Origin of the sequence: Burkholderia sp. 22313 (assembly GCF_052045245.1) — a bacterium.
Classification (GTDB): domain Bacteria; phylum Pseudomonadota; class Gammaproteobacteria; order Burkholderiales; family Burkholderiaceae; genus Burkholderia.
The window spans coordinates 1-13,532 of sequence record NZ_JBQEON010000048.1 but is presented as its reverse complement, the minus strand read 5'-3'; the positions used below and the strand labels follow the sequence as shown (position 1 = coordinate 13,532).

The window sequence follows — 13,532 nt, the reverse complement described above, 5'->3', positions numbered from 1 at the left end:
TATGCGCAAAGCTACTTTGGACGCGATTCGCTTGCATGCGATTCGCGCGTATCCGCACGAGTGTTGCGGCCTGGTGATCGTGGAGCGTGGCCGTGAGCGCTACGTGGAATGCAGTAACGCGGCGACCGATGGCGATCATTTCATTCTGCCGGCGCAAGAGTATGCCGCTGCGGAGGATCGGGGCGCGGTGGTCGCGGTAGTGCATTCGCATCCCGATGCGTCTGCGGAAGCATCCGAGGCGGATCGAGCGGCTTGCGAGGCGTCGGGGATGGTTTGGCACATCGTCGAGGTGCGTCGCAGTGACGACGGCATTGTCAGGGCGGGCGCTGTCGTTACGGTCGAGCCGGTCGGATTTCAGGTGCCGCTCGTCGGCCGGTCGTTCGCGCACGGCGTGCTCGACTGCTACACCCTTGTCCGCGACTGGTATCGGGTGGAGCAGGACATTTTGCTGCCGGATTTTCCACGCAAGGACGTGTGGTGGGCGAACGGCGAGGACCTGTATATGCAGCATTACGGTGCTGCGGGATTCGTTGCGTTGCCCGGTCCTGATCCGGTGCCCGAGTGCGGCGACGTCATCTTGATGCAGATCCGTGCACCGGTGCCGAATCACGCAGGGATTTACCTCGGCGACGGCACGATGCTGCATCACCTCTACGACAGACTGTCGAGCCGTGACGTGTACGGCGGCTACTGGCGGGAAGTGACCCGCCTCATTCTGAGGTTTGAAGGATGAGTGAAAACGTTCGAACCATTCGACTGTACGGGTATCTCGGTGCGCGATTCGGCCGTGTGCACAGGCTCGTCGTCAGCTGTCCCGCTCAGGCGATTCGTGCGCTCTGCGTCATGGTGCCCGGCTTCGAGCGGGAACTGATGGAAAGCCGCGACAAGGGGATCACCTATGCGGTCTTCGCCGGCCGGCGCAACCTCGGTGTTGGCGACCTCAAGTTTCCGTGCGGTGACGATGACATTCGTATCGCGCCGATCCTGCAGGGCGCGAAGGCGGGCGGCTTGTTCCAGACCGTTCTGGGTGCCGTGATGGCCGCTGTCGGTTACTACTTCGGTTGGACGGGGATCGGTGCGGTGATCGGCAACATGGGCGTCGCGATGATGGCAGGCGGCATCTCGCAGCTCCTCGCCCCATCACCACGCGGGTTGTCTGCGAAAGATAGTCCGCAGAATCAAGCGAGCTACGTGTTTAACGGACCGGTCAACACGACTGCACAGGGCGGCCCGGTGCCGGTTCTGTGGGGTGAGCTTGAGATCGGCTCGGCGGTCGGGTCTGCCGGCATCTATGCGGAGGATCAGCTATGAGAGACGGTGGAGTGCGAGATGTCGTCGGCTTTAAGAAAAGCGGCGGCGGACGAGCCCCGATCGAGGCAAGCGATACGGCGCAGTCGATTTCATACGCCCGCGTGCTCGACATCCTGTCCGAGGGGGAGATCGAGGGGCCGGTGAACGGCTTGAAGTCGGTGTTTCTCGACGGCACGCCGTTGGCTGCCGACGACGGGTCGATCAATTTTCCGGGGGCGTCCGTCGAGTTCCGGACCGGCTCGCAGAATCAGGACTACATTCCCGGATTTCCGGCGGTCGAGAATGAGATCGGCGTCAGTGTCGAATTGCGCAGCGACACGCCGTACTCGCGAGCCGTTACTAATCTCGATCTTTCCGCTGTTCGAGTGCGGTTGTCGACGCCGCAGTTCCAACAGGTCGATCCGAATACCGGTGACGTGAAGGGATACCGCGTCGACTACCAGATCGAGATCGCGACGGACGATGGCGCGTACGAGATTGCTCTGAAGGCTGCCTTCGATATCAAGGTGTCGGGAAAGTACGAGCGGTCGCACCGCGTCAACTTGCCCCCGGCTCGGCGCGGTTGGACGGTGCGTATTCGCAGGCTGACGCAGAATGCGAGTAGCACGACCATCGCGGACACGACGACGGTCGAATCGGTCACGGAGATCATCGACGCGAAGCTGCGGTATCCGAACACGGCACTTGCGGGTGTCGTGATCGATGCGTCGCAGTTTCAGCGAGTGCCGACGCGCTCGTATCACATGCGCGGCCGGCGCGTGCGTATTCCGTCGAACTACGACCCAACGACGCGCGGATATTCGGGGAATTGGGACGGGACATTCAAGGTCGGATACACGAACAACCCGGCGTGGGTGTTCAACGACATGGCGACGCACCCGCGCTATGGCATGGGGCATCGAATCGCAGCGGATCAGTTGGATCGCTATCAGCTCTACAAGATCGCCCAATACTGCGACGAGCTGGTGCCGGACGGAAAAGGCGGGCAAGAGCCGCGTATGACGTGCAACGTGTATCTGCAGTCACGTGCTGACGCGTACAAGGTGCTGTCGGACCTGGCGTCGGTGTTTCGCGGCGTGACCTATTGGTCGGCCTCGCAGATCTGGGCGGTTGCGAACATGCCGGCCGAGCCGGTGTACACGTACACGGCCGGGAATGTGATCGAGGGCAAGTTCGTTCGTCAGGGCACCGATCGCAAGACGCGTTACACAGTTGCTTTGGTGTCGTGGTCCGATCCGGCCAATCATTATCAGCAGGCGGTCGAGGCGGTTGAGGACCGCGACGGCAAGCTGCGCTACGGCGTGCGGCAAACGGAGATCACGGCGATCGGCTGTACGTCACAGGGACAGGCCCAGCGGGTCGGGAAGTGGGCGCTGCTCACGTCGCGGATGGAGACGCAAGAGGTCACGTTCTCGGTCGGACTGGACGGGATTTTCGCATTGCCGGGGCAGATCATTCGCATTGCGGATTCGGCGCTTGCCGGCCGTCCAATCAGCGGCCGTGTACATGCGGTAGCTGGCCGTACCGTTACGGTCGATCGCGACGTCGTGGTGAAGCCGGGCGATCGCTTGATCGTGAATTTGCCGAGCGGTCGCAACGAAACCCGGATCGTGTATGGCGTCTCAGGGCGCGATGTCACGGTGTCGTCGGACTGGTCTGCGCTGCTGCAGCCCGAGGCTGTTTGGGCGGTGGAGAGTGACGACCTGGCCGTACCGACCTATCAAGTTGTGTCGGTCGCAGAGCGGACGGATGACCAGTCGCTGCGCTTCGAGATCACGGTCGTTCAGCACGAACCGGGCAAGTTCGACAACATCGACTTCGGGACGCGCATCGAGGATCGGCCGGTGACGGTCATCCCGCCATCGGTGCAGCCGCCACCGACCAACGTTCGCCTCAGCTCGTACTCGCGTATCGACCAAGGGACAGCGTCTACCGTCATGGTGATGGCGTGGGATGCCTCACAAGGTGCGGTTCAGTATGAGGCGCAGTGGCGCAAGGATAACGGCGACTGGATCTCAGCGGGGAGGACCGGGTCCGTGAACATCGAGGTGCCGGGCATCTATGCAGGGGCCTACATGGCGCGGGTTGTGGCAATCAACGCGATGAACGTGCCGTCGTTGCCGGCATTCAGCGTATTGACCGATATGCAGGGTAAGACGACGCCTCCGCCGGCCGTGACGTTTCTACGAGCGTTGTCGCAGATCATGGGGATCAGTCTGGAATGGGGGTTTCCGGAGGGGGCGCTCGATACGCAACGTACTGAGCTTTGGTACTCGCCGACGCCGGATCGTAGTACCGCGAAGAAGCTGGGCGATTTTGCTTATCCGCAGCACCTTTACACGATGGACGGTCTGCATGCCGGGGCGTCGCTTTTCTTCTGGGCGCGTCTTGTCGATCGCTCCGGCAACGTCGGCCCCTGGTATCCGGACGGCGCAGGTGTGAACGGGCAATCGAGCTCCGATGCGACTGCGATCCTCGAGTACCTGAAAGGGGAGATTGGCAAGGAGGAGTTGACGCACGAGCTGCAATCGGAGATCAAGGGAGCGACGGACTTCATCGGCGACGCCAAACAGCAGCTCGAGGATCTCGCGACTGCGGTTGGGGATGTCAAGTCGGAGGTGGAGCGCGTTGATGGTGTAGTTGCGCAATGGACCCCCGAGTGGGCCGGCGCGACTGACGGCTACGCCGGCGACACGAAGAAGTTGGCCGGCGCCTGGACGCAGTGGTCCGCCATGACCGACAGAGTTTCCGCAGTTGCCCGGCGGGTAGATCGCGTCGCGGCAGTTGCTGGCGAGTCGGCCGCGCAGATTCGTGTCGAACAGCTCACACGGGTCGATGAAAACACGGCGATGGCGCAGCGGATCGAGACGACGGAAGCGAGTGTCGGCACGGTCAGCGCGGCCGTCGAGCAAAACTCGCAGGCGATCGCGAGCGTCGATGGGCGTGTGAAGGCGTACTACACGCTGAAGGTGCAGGCGGCGGCCAACGGAAGCATGTACGTCGCGGGGATGTCGATCGGCGTCGACAACAACAACGGGGTTATGCAATCACAGATCCTGTTTCAGGCGGACCGATTCGCGCTGTTGAGCTTGGCGACCGGAGGCTGGTACACGCCGTTCGTCATCGAGAACGGGGAAGTCTTCATCAACCGCGCCTTCATCGGTAAGGGGTGGATTACGAACCTCATGATTGGCGATGTGATTCAGAGCAATGACTACGTCGCTGGCCAGCGAGGATGGCGTATCGATAAGAACGGATCGTTCGAGATCAACAGCGCCGACGGCGGGGGGCGCACGGTGATCAACCAGCTCGGTGGGCAGGTCTATGGGCCGAATGGCGGTTTGCTGGTTCGGTGGGGGAGGTGGTGATGCCTGCGGGGCTGCAGATTTTTGATGCTAACGGTCGACTGCTGCTGGACGGGACAACACGATGTGGGCGCTTGTCCGGGATGGTATGGGTTGGTGGGGCGGACGGCAGTCAACCGGCGGATCTGTCGGGGGGGCAGCCGTTCTGGGCGTTTATGCCTGAATGGCTCTTCAAGCACATCTCGATGAAGGCACCTGTCCCGAATGTTGAGATCAACGCGGGAGGGGTGCGTTGGTGGTACAGCGCGGACGGTGGTGCTGACTATCGCACACCGATCGTCGGATGGCTTATCTATGGGGTGTTTTGATGGGCGTTGGCTTTCAGGCTTTTACCGACAGCGGGGTCTTTCAAATCGATGGGATGACGCCGAACTACCAGCTCGTTCAGCGTCTTGAGGCAGTGTCGCAGCGGACGACGGTGGAGACTGTCTATAACAACGCGAGCATCCAGTACTTCGGGACGTACTGGGTCTGTTCGTTTACGTTTTCGGCCGATCGTCCCTTGTATGCGTTTTCTGCGGATCCGGGTGTCGGGGTTTCGCTTTGGGATGCGAAAGCTTCGAAGGACGGGCGCACGTATACCGTGCGGTTCATCACGGAAGTCCAAACGACTGTTCGCCTGTTCGTTTTCTCGAACGTGCCGGCGACGGGAAGCCGATACGGGCTGCAAGTTTTCAGTCCGAACGGCACGTTGATTGCGGATGCGGCGAGTCCGTTCTATCGCGTTCTCGATGTGATCGAGGCGCGGTACTTGGGCGATACGGGGTGGACGGTTACGGGTTCGCCGAATCCACCTTGGGATCAGCGTTCATACGGTCGGCCAGTGCTCATCTCGGCGCTATGGTCGGCTCACTACATATGGGGGTCATCGAACAGCAACCAGCGCCTCTGGGACATTCTCGAGATCGGAACGGTGCGAGTCAGCGGCGACGTTGTTTCGTGGGGAACGCGCATTTACAACGGGGGAAGATCTTCAAACATCACGACATTCAGAGAGTGCTGGCACACACGCTTCATGGTGCTAGACGGAACGGGGATTGTGTAACAGGCCGCCATCTTGGCGGTTTTTTCATTTGTGGGGTACGGGGAACAGGAGCCGTAATGCAAGAGCATGAAAAGACCATCTTGGAGTTGATTCTCATGGGCGGACTGATCGGTATCGCGAAGGTGCTGGTCGGTAACGAGCCGTTGTCGTTCCGGCTCGTCGTCGGTCGAGCAGTGCTGGGTTCTGCAACGTCGATGGTGGCAGGGATCGCGCTTACGCAGATTCCGGACTTGCCGCCGCTCGCGTTGCTCGGTCTCGGCAGCGCGTTCGGCATCGTCGGGTCGCAGTACCTGGAGGTGCTGTTGCGAAGGAAGGCAAAGCAATTTTTCGGGGAGAGCAAGAATGGGTAAGTACGACGGATTGAAACTGAAGGCAGAGCTCACGCGCGATGAAGACCGACGGTATCGGATCTACACGGACACGGTCGGCAAGGTGTCTGGGGGCATCGGCCGCAATCTGACGGACAAGGGGTTCCGCGACAGCGAGATCGATCTGATGTACCAGAACGACATCGTCGAGACCGAAGCATGGCTCGATCGCAATCTGCCGTGGTGGCGGTCGCTCGATCCGGTCCGGCAGCGCGTGTTCATGAACATGGCTTTCAACATGCAAGGGAAGCTGCTCGGGTTCCGCAAGTTTCTCGCGGCGGCTCAACGTGGCGATTGGGGTGTGGCGGCGATTGAGATGCTCGACAGTCTGTGGGCGCGGCAGGTCGGAGATCGCGCGAAGCGCCTCGCGGCGATGATGAGGAGCGGCGCATGACGTGGCTCGATCCTCGCATCTGGCTGGCCGTGATCGTCGCGATTTTCATCGGCGCGGCCGCCGGCCATTCGAAGGGACACCGCGATGCGGACCAGTCTGCCAGGGTCGCGGATCAGCAAAAGCAGATCGAAGATCTGAGGGCCGAACGTGATGAATTTCGCCGCCGCGTGGTGGCACAACAGGGGATTGCTACCGATGCTGCGAAAAAACGTGATGAGGCGCTTGCTGCTCGTGCTGCTGCCGATGGTGCTGCTGACGTCCTGCGCAAGCAAATCGCCGCGCTCGTCGCCGCTGCCCGGCGTGCCGGCGCTTCCGCCGGGGGCTCGGCAACCGGCGACGCCCTCGATCTGCTTGCCGACGTGCTCGGCCGGTCTGATGAAACGTCGGGAGAGCTGGCAAAGATCGCTGACGAGCGGGGTATCGCCGGCCAGCACTGCGAGCGCAATTACGACGCGTTGACGGTCAACGCGCAAGTCGAGATGCCGTGATCGCGCGGCGTTCGATTCGGATTGTTCTGGAGCAGCGAAAACCGGCGCACAGGCGCCGGTTCTTTTTTTGTACACGGAGTCGAAGATGGGGATTATCGATCGCTTCAAATTTGCGACTATCACGCTGACCAGCTCTGCGGTCAGGTTCTACCAAATTGCTCCGAGCGATGACGAGGATTTGCCCGATCGGCCGCGCGGCGTTTTTGTTGGCGAGGCCGGTGACGTGATGCTCATCGGTGACAACAACGAGCCGGTTCCATTCAGGAATTGCTATGCCGGTCAGGTGTTGCCGGTGCGTCCCATTCGCGTTCTTAAGACCGGAACGACGGCTAGCGGACTGGTGGCGCTCGTATGATCGGCTTCGGGATTTCGATAAACGGTCGCGGGCGGGGTCATGCGAGCGGCGGCCCGAGGCCGGCTCGCCGTGCGCGATTCTGGCGCATTTTTATGCCCGTCCCGAATGCCGTAATACCGACGGAATATCTCGCGATCGGGAGGGTCTGGTTGTACCGCAAAGGCGAGATGATTCCCTATGCAGGTGCCGTCACGAGCGAGAGCTCGAAGTATGCCGAACGCTCCGCTGCGTTGACGTTTCGAAACGAACCGATGGCGAATCCTGAGACGTACACCGATGCGTGGACGAGCTCGATCGCAAACCCGTACGACCAGTGGATACAAGTCGACTTCGGTGTTGAGATCGAGGTCGATGTGTTGTGTGTGTTTCCGCTGATGTTTAAGGGTGGGGCTCGCATGCCGCAGACACTCTGGATTCAATGTTCCACAGATGGCGTCGACTGGGCGACGCTCGGTAGGTACAGCGGGCTGTCGTGGTCAGATGCTCAGGCGAAGTCCTTTGCGATTCCGGCGACAGGGCAGTTGGTACACGCGAACGAAGAAGTGTTCGGTGTTGGGGACGGCGGACGGCGTACCTACCCGCTGACCTACCGGGGGCAGCCACTCCGGAGGGTAGACAACCCGACGATCCGCCGGCGTGACTGGCAGGGAGATCAACAGCTTTATGCTACGCCTCGAATCAATCTGCTGCGCCAGTCCAGTGATTTGACGAAGGAGGATTGGTTCAAGGCGCGGGGTTTATCGGTGTCACAGGACGGGATGCTAGGGCCGGACGGTGTGACGGCAGCAAGTTTGATCAAACTGCTCGGCGGGACAGATCACCAGTTGGTGCAGAAGCTGCCTGCTGCCCTTGACGTCGGCTCGACATATGCGCTGTCGGTGTGGCTCAAGGCCGGTGTCGGGGCATTTGATTTTCAGCTCGCCTACTACGATGCCAGCAAGTTCGTCGCCGGCGCAATGGTGGCGATCAGCGGAACGGCGTGGCAACGACGGGAGGTCGCGCTCCAAATTGCCTTTCCGGCGGTATCGCCGGAGATCAGGCTGGTGGGGTATGGAAACGGGCGCGATGGAGATGCTATCTACGCGGCGAACGTACAGCTCGAGGCGGGTGTTGCTTCGTCGGGCTATATACCGACCGCGGATAGCCCGACGACCATTACCGACTATGCGCTTGTCTCGACCGTAGTGGAGCTAACAGTTGCGCCTGGTCCAAGCGCGGAGCTCGCTTGGACTGGTGACGGCGAGATCTGATCGACGCTTTACTCGAGGCCGACGGCCTCGAGAGAAACAGGGCGACCAGGGGAATGTTCGCGCATTGTCCCCGGTCGCTTTTCCACTGTGCGTGCCAGTGAATCAGCCAAGGCCCCGTTTACCTACGTAGGCGGGCCGGATTCTACACCAAGTTTAAAAACGGCTTTCACAATGGCAAATCCGATTATTCCGTGGATCGGCGGCAAGCGCCGCCTTGCAGACCATCTCATTCCGCGCTTTCCGGCGCACGACTGTTATGTCGAAGTGTTCGCTGGCGGAGCGGCGCTCTATTTCATGCGTCCACCGGCAAAGGTCGAGGTGGTCAACGACATCAACGGCGAGTTGATCAATCTGTACCGCGTCGTGCAACACCACCTAGAGGAGTTCGTTAGGCAATTCAAATGGGCGCTGACGAGCCGACAAGTTTTCGAGTGGTTGAAGCTGACGGTCCCGGAAACGCTCACGGACATCCAGCGCGCAGCGCGGTTTTATTACCTTCAGAAAAGTTGCTTTGGGGGAATCGTCCACGCGCAGACCTTCGGGACTGCGACCACTGCGCCCCCAGGGCTGAACCTGCTGCGCATCGAGGAGGAATTGTCCGCCGCGCACTTGCGCCTGGCCGGGGCATTTGTGGAGCGGTTGCATTGGAGCGACTGCATCGACCGTTACGACCGTCCCCACACGTTGTTTTACCTCGACCCTCCGTATTACGAGACGCGGGGATACGGGGTGGATTTTCCGTTCGAAGAGTACGAACGGATTGCCGAAAAACTTCGGGTGATCAAGGGGCGGGCGATCGTCAGTCTGAATGATCATTCCGAGATTCGACGCGTGTTCAGTGACTTTCACGTCGAGACTGTCCCGCTGCAGTACACGGTTGGCGGTGGTCACAAAGGAGTTGATCGCAGCGAACTGATTATTTTCAGTTGGGACGACGCTGCGCAGCCAGTCGGACTGTTCTGACCGAGGCCGGGGCCGGGGCGTTGACCCCGGCTTCATTTCAACAGTTACCTGTATGTAATGATTTTGTAAAATGAATATGCGGGGACATACTAATTTCACTAGCACCTGAGACCTCTATGAAGAAAAAGCTACTTGCCATGTTTTGCGTCGCGGCTGCGTTGTCGGCCTGCGGTGGCGGGGACGACACCGCGTCGACGAATGCCGGCCCGGCTATCCGCATGACCTATTCCGGGAATCCCATCATTACCGCGCGCGTTGCGCGGGCTATGGCTGCCGCTGACGCAAGCTCGCCGGCCGTCCCGAGTCCGCCCAGCGCGCAGGCGACGATCGACGCGCTACAGGCTGCTTTCAAGGCTCGTGGGGCCGACGTCGGGGTCTACCCCGGCGTGATCGACGGTTCGACGCTGCATCAACTCGTCCAGGCGGAGAATGGCGGGGTCGGCCCGACCCAAGCGGACGTGATCAACGCGAACACCAACATTACCGAGTGGGTGTTGATGAATTTCCAGCTCGACGATATGACGGGCTACGTGGACACGCCGGAGAAGCGTGCCGCGGTCGATCAATTCCAAAGTGACCTGCAGATCTACGCTGCGCGGGAATATCTCAAGGGCAGGGTGGTGCACGCGGTACTTCCGATCGTATCGTGCCAGCCCTCGCAAACGGAGCGAGTTGTCGACGCGAACGGGGGCGTGACCGTACAAGAGCATTTCACCGCGTCGCGTGAGCTGTACGGGGCGATCAATGCGGCCTCGTCGCGGGGCGTGGTTGGATTCCGGACCGTTGGGGGGCTGTGGCAGTCGGATCCCGCGCACATGGGCGCTGATTGTTCGACGCCCGATCAGGCAACGCAGGATGCGCAGATCGATAGCATCGTGGAGCCGCTGACGATCAACTATAAAGCCGCGCTCGAGACGATCGACCAGTGCAAGCACAACCCGGAGTCGATTCCCGAGTACATCCGTGCAGCGCAGTGTTGGGGCATTGAGCCGGTCAAGAAGTAATCACTGTGGCGTCGCGCGCGAGGCAGCGTGCGACGCATTCCCTCCTGCGTGTTCAATCGAACCGCGCACCATCAATCATCCTTCGAAGCTGGTCGAGCGCGAACGAATCCGGGTAGCCGCTTTTCTTCAGCTCGAGCTCGGCCGCGCAGACCATTTTCTCCATGAGCCGCAGTGTTCTGCGGACGTGGACAACCTCCAGCACAAAACGCTGTTCAAGCGTCGGCCGTTTGTTTTTCTTGAAGGTGGTCGCGCTCCATGTCTCGCGCAACTCGTCCCATGTCAGGCGCTGAAACTCTGGCAACTTTGTCGCCTTGTCGGAGCCGGGATCCGGCTCGCCGGGAGTGTCGTACAGTCTGCGTTTCATTTCTTCACGCGCGCGCCACTCATCGGAGAAAGGAGCAATCTGCGCGCGCGGGTTACCCGTCCGTCCGGCCCGCATAATCTCCTTGTCGACCTTGATCGCCAAGCGTCGCAGCGGCGCTGTGTATTGCGCTGTGTCGGCCTGCTCCAGGTACGCGATCATGCGTGTGGCATCGCTCGTCAGCGAGCTCATCTCGGCCAACGTAGTCCGCAGATGCAGCACCTCCAGAATCAGCCGATGAACCTCGGCGTAGGTGCAGCTGCTCCACCATTTCGACATGTCATCGAAGCGTGGTGGGTCAAATGGGGGCAAGATCATGATGCGCGCCTAACAGTCGGGTAGCAGCGACGCATTGCTGCGCCGCCGCCCCCTAAGAACCGTACGTGCGAGTTTCCCCGCATACGGCTCAAGCCTCTATAAGGCCAGTGATTAAACCAACCCGGCGGCACCACGTACCGACCGGCCTATGTACCTGCTTCATGGCAGCGTGCAGACTAGCTGCGGCCGTTGCCCTTGCGACGTGCCCGGGAGATCCGACTTCGAATCGCAGCGCGCTGCGCAAAGTAGGTGTACCACTCACGATCGTAGGGATTGGCGTCCGATTGGACTTTCGGATGTCGTTCGATGGGTGTACTCGCCGCTGTCCGGAGAGACCGGAGGATAGGGCGTCCGTTATCGTCCACATGATCAGTGGCGACGGCAAATACCCATTGCCTTAGCCCAATCCGATGAAAGTAACGTTGCCGCACCCATTCCGCAGGCTTCTTGGGATGGCGTCGCTTGGCCCATTGCCATATTGCGTACCAGATATGGCTGTCCACGCGGGTGAAGGCTTCCTGTGCAACGACGTGACGGTGGTACATTGCCCAGCCGGTGATCACAGGATTGAGGGCGTCGATCAGCACGTCCTGCGGTGCTGGTCTTAGCCTTCGGATGATGTCTCGAACCTTTTGCAGGAAGGACTGCACGTTCTTCCGCGCCGGCTTGATAAGCAGTTTCTTGCCGTATCGCCGGACGTTCTGGCCAAGGAAATCATAGCCTTCCGTCAGGTGGGTGATCTTCGTCTTCTCCGGGGCGAGTTCCAGTCCTCGAGATGCAAGAAACGTGGTGACTGCCGGGGTGACTGTGTCCTGCAACACTTCCCGACTCACTCCAGTGATGACGAAGTCGTCGGCGTATCGCACGAGATTGACCTTGTGAGCTACGCGATGTGACGGATATTTGAAAACGGACGATAAAACCTTGTCCAGCCCGTTCAGCGCAAAGTTGGCGAGCACAGGGCTGATGATGCCGCCCTGTGGCGTCCCTTCGGTCGTCCTCGCGAATACACCGTCCTTCAAGTAACCGGCCCTCAGCCATTTCGCCAACACGGCCTTGTCCGTCGGCACGTGCTTTAAGAGCCACGCATGGTCGATGTTGTCGAAGCAGCCGCGGATGTCCGCTTCGAGAATCCACTGCGCCGAGACCCGTGCGCCCCGGTCTTTTGGGTTGCCGTGGTATCGGGCGTTCATGAAGCATTGCGCTATCGCGTCATGGGTAGATCGCTCTTTTCGGAATCCATAGGATTGTCCATCAGAGATCGTTTCGGATACGGGGTCGAGGGCGAGCAGGTGAAGGGCCTGCATCGCCCGATCTCGCATCGTGGGGATGCTCAGCGGGCGCAGCTTGCCGGTACTCTTGGGTATATAGATACGCTTCAGCGGCAGCGGTTGATACCCACACCGCGTCAGCGAGCCTATTGCCATGTATTTGGCATCCGGGGTCGACCAAAGCACTTTGTCAACGCCCGGTGTACGTTTGCCTTGGTTTTCCGTCACTCGTTTAACGGCTAACGCTTTGCCGTAGAACGAGGTGGTCAGTAGCCGTTGCAGAGCCTTGACCCTGTTCCAGCGACCGGCCTGTGTCGCCTTCACGATACGCGCTTGCATTCTTTTGACCATGGCGTGGGCCGCGTCCCAGTCGATGCTGTGCCACGACGTACCTTGGTCGGCCAGTGCACACGTTGACAGCCCGTTCATTTGCTTTCTCGCCTTCAAAGATTACGCAAGTTATCTCGTGATGAGAGACCAGTTGGAAGTCTGCCCACTTTCGTGTCGAGCGATGTTTCAGCTCGTATCCCGGCCATTACGGCCTGGCGTTCGCTTTCTCCAACCTCCTTTACCCGCTCCGCCCGCAGCCTCCCTCGCGGTTGGCCTGCCCCTGGGGGCGACGAGATGGGCTTACCCTGTTCCGCTGTCGCAACGGGATGACGACGGTTTCCTCTTTACGCCGGCGACACCGTGGTCTGCGTGCATTCACCACAGACTGAATGCACCCGGTCGCGTAGCTTTTGCCCTCAGCCTGTCAGCATCTTTGGCTGGACTGTAATCACGACGCTTGCGAGAATTCACTTCCGTTAACCGTGCCACCCGAGCCCTTCCGGCTCCCGCGTCGATGCTTGCAGGTGTCGCCTTCGCCTCGCGGCTCGGGCTAGGCCTTGCGGCCCCAGTCGTTGTCCTCGATGCTCCGCACCCCGCCGTTACCAGCGACGCACGATCGAGTAGGCTACTGCTGGCAGAACAGCAGGTCCCGTCCAATTGCTATTGGCGAGACAGTTGTGATAGCGACTTTGCAGGTCGCGCCTGTATG

Annotated in this window: 14 protein-coding genes; 12 read left to right on the top strand and 2 right to left on the bottom strand. The window is 60.4% G+C overall.

Features of this window, described 5'->3' with window-relative positions; all coding sequences use genetic code 11:
- Position 1 precedes the first annotated feature (1 nt).
- The 12 genes from ACTJKF_RS28630 to ACTJKF_RS28575 all read left to right on the top strand — a co-directional run bounded on the left by ACTJKF_RS28630 (position 2) and on the right by ACTJKF_RS28575 (position 10,543).
- The gene (locus ACTJKF_RS28630) at positions 2-733 is read left to right on the top strand and encodes a C40 family peptidase (RefSeq protein ID WP_440628210.1); all 732 of its coding nucleotides are present in this window, start codon (positions 2-4) and stop codon (positions 731-733) included.
- Positions 730-1,311 carry a tail assembly protein gene (locus tag ACTJKF_RS28625; RefSeq protein WP_440628208.1) on the top strand — a complete coding sequence of 194 codons (582 nt, stop codon included), beginning with the start codon at positions 730-732 and terminating at the stop codon, positions 1,309-1,311. The genes ACTJKF_RS28630 and ACTJKF_RS28625 overlap by 4 nt, the downstream gene beginning before the upstream one ends.
- A gap of 11 nt (positions 1,312-1,322) precedes the next feature.
- The gene (locus ACTJKF_RS28620; RefSeq protein ID WP_440628206.1) at positions 1,323-4,679 is read left to right on the top strand and encodes a host specificity protein J; all 3,357 of its coding nucleotides are present in this window, start codon (positions 1,323-1,325) and stop codon (positions 4,677-4,679) included.
- A complete protein-coding gene (locus ACTJKF_RS28615) occupies positions 4,679-4,984 on the top strand; it encodes a hypothetical protein (protein ID WP_440628204.1) in 306 nt (101 codons plus the stop codon). Before ACTJKF_RS28620 ends, ACTJKF_RS28615 begins: the two co-directional genes overlap by 1 nt.
- Positions 4,960-5,721, top strand: a complete 762-nt coding sequence (locus ACTJKF_RS28610; protein WP_440628202.1) for a hypothetical protein — start codon at positions 4,960-4,962, stop codon at positions 5,719-5,721. The genes ACTJKF_RS28615 and ACTJKF_RS28610 overlap by 25 nt, the downstream gene beginning before the upstream one ends.
- Before the next feature lie 56 nt (positions 5,722-5,777).
- The gene (locus ACTJKF_RS28605; RefSeq protein ID WP_440628200.1) at positions 5,778-6,071 is read left to right on the top strand and encodes a holin; all 294 of its coding nucleotides are present in this window, start codon (positions 5,778-5,780) and stop codon (positions 6,069-6,071) included.
- The gene (locus ACTJKF_RS28600; protein WP_440628198.1) at positions 6,064-6,483 is read left to right on the top strand and encodes a glycoside hydrolase family protein; all 420 of its coding nucleotides are present in this window, start codon (positions 6,064-6,066) and stop codon (positions 6,481-6,483) included. Before ACTJKF_RS28605 ends, ACTJKF_RS28600 begins: the two co-directional genes overlap by 8 nt.
- Positions 6,480-6,971: a DUF2514 family protein gene (locus ACTJKF_RS28595; protein ID WP_440628197.1), complete on the top strand. Its 492-nt coding sequence runs from the start codon at positions 6,480-6,482 to the stop codon at positions 6,969-6,971. The genes ACTJKF_RS28600 and ACTJKF_RS28595 overlap by 4 nt, the downstream gene beginning before the upstream one ends.
- An 85-nt stretch (positions 6,972-7,056) precedes the next feature.
- A complete protein-coding gene (locus ACTJKF_RS28590) occupies positions 7,057-7,326 on the top strand; it encodes a spike base protein, RCAP_Rcc01079 family (RefSeq protein WP_440628184.1) in 270 nt (89 codons plus the stop codon).
- 149 nt (positions 7,327-7,475) lie between these two features.
- On the top strand, positions 7,476-8,576 hold the full coding sequence (locus tag ACTJKF_RS28585) for a phage head spike fiber domain-containing protein (RefSeq protein ID WP_440628182.1): 1,101 nt from the start codon (positions 7,476-7,478) through the stop codon (positions 8,574-8,576).
- 171 nt (positions 8,577-8,747) lie between these two features.
- Entirely contained in the window at positions 8,748-9,539 is a 792-nt protein-coding gene (locus ACTJKF_RS28580) for a DNA adenine methylase (RefSeq protein WP_440628181.1), read from the top strand.
- Between the two features lie 116 nt (positions 9,540-9,655).
- A complete protein-coding gene (locus tag ACTJKF_RS28575; RefSeq protein ID WP_440628179.1) occupies positions 9,656-10,543 on the top strand; it encodes a hypothetical protein in 888 nt (295 codons plus the stop codon).
- A gap of 52 nt (positions 10,544-10,595) precedes the next feature.
- Here the strand turns inward: ACTJKF_RS28575 and ACTJKF_RS28570 are convergent, their stop codons facing one another.
- Together ACTJKF_RS28570 and ltrA are read right to left on the bottom strand one after the other, a co-directional pair.
- Positions 10,596-11,222 (bottom strand): hypothetical protein, encoded by a 627-nt coding sequence (locus tag ACTJKF_RS28570; protein WP_440628177.1) that lies wholly within the window; start codon positions 11,220-11,222, stop codon positions 10,596-10,598.
- A 176-nt stretch (positions 11,223-11,398) separates the two neighbouring features.
- Positions 11,399-12,922 (bottom strand): group II intron reverse transcriptase/maturase, encoded by a 1,524-nt coding sequence (gene ltrA, locus ACTJKF_RS28565; protein WP_440621833.1) that lies wholly within the window; start codon positions 12,920-12,922, stop codon positions 11,399-11,401.
- Positions 12,923-13,532: the final 610 nt, after the last annotated feature.

Bases quoted from the DNA above. Each gene is read 5' to 3' on its own strand.
- ACTJKF_RS28630 (WP_440628210.1), top strand. From the start codon at position 2: ATGCGCAAAGCTACTTTGGACGCGATTCGCTTGCATGCGATTCGCGCG.
- ACTJKF_RS28625 (WP_440628208.1), top strand. From the start codon at position 730: ATGAGTGAAAACGTTCGAACCATTCGACTGTACGGGTATCTCGGTGCG.
- ACTJKF_RS28615 (WP_440628204.1), top strand. From the start codon at position 4,679: ATGCCTGCGGGGCTGCAGATTTTTGATGCTAACGGTCGACTGCTGCTG.
- ACTJKF_RS28610 (WP_440628202.1), top strand. From the start codon at position 4,960: ATGGCTTATCTATGGGGTGTTTTGATGGGCGTTGGCTTTCAGGCTTTT.
- ACTJKF_RS28605 (WP_440628200.1), top strand. From the start codon at position 5,778: ATGCAAGAGCATGAAAAGACCATCTTGGAGTTGATTCTCATGGGCGGA.
- ACTJKF_RS28600 (WP_440628198.1), top strand. From the start codon at position 6,064: ATGGGTAAGTACGACGGATTGAAACTGAAGGCAGAGCTCACGCGCGAT.
- ACTJKF_RS28595 (WP_440628197.1), top strand. From the start codon at position 6,480: ATGACGTGGCTCGATCCTCGCATCTGGCTGGCCGTGATCGTCGCGATT.
- ACTJKF_RS28590 (WP_440628184.1), top strand. From the start codon at position 7,057: ATGGGGATTATCGATCGCTTCAAATTTGCGACTATCACGCTGACCAGC.
- ACTJKF_RS28580 (WP_440628181.1), top strand. From the start codon at position 8,748: ATGGCAAATCCGATTATTCCGTGGATCGGCGGCAAGCGCCGCCTTGCA.
- ACTJKF_RS28575 (WP_440628179.1), top strand. From the start codon at position 9,656: ATGAAGAAAAAGCTACTTGCCATGTTTTGCGTCGCGGCTGCGTTGTCG.
- ACTJKF_RS28570 (WP_440628177.1), bottom strand. From the start codon at position 11,222: ATGATCTTGCCCCCATTTGACCCACCACGCTTCGATGACATGTCGAAA.
- ltrA (WP_440621833.1), bottom strand. From the start codon at position 12,922: ATGAACGGGCTGTCAACGTGTGCACTGGCCGACCAAGGTACGTCGTGG.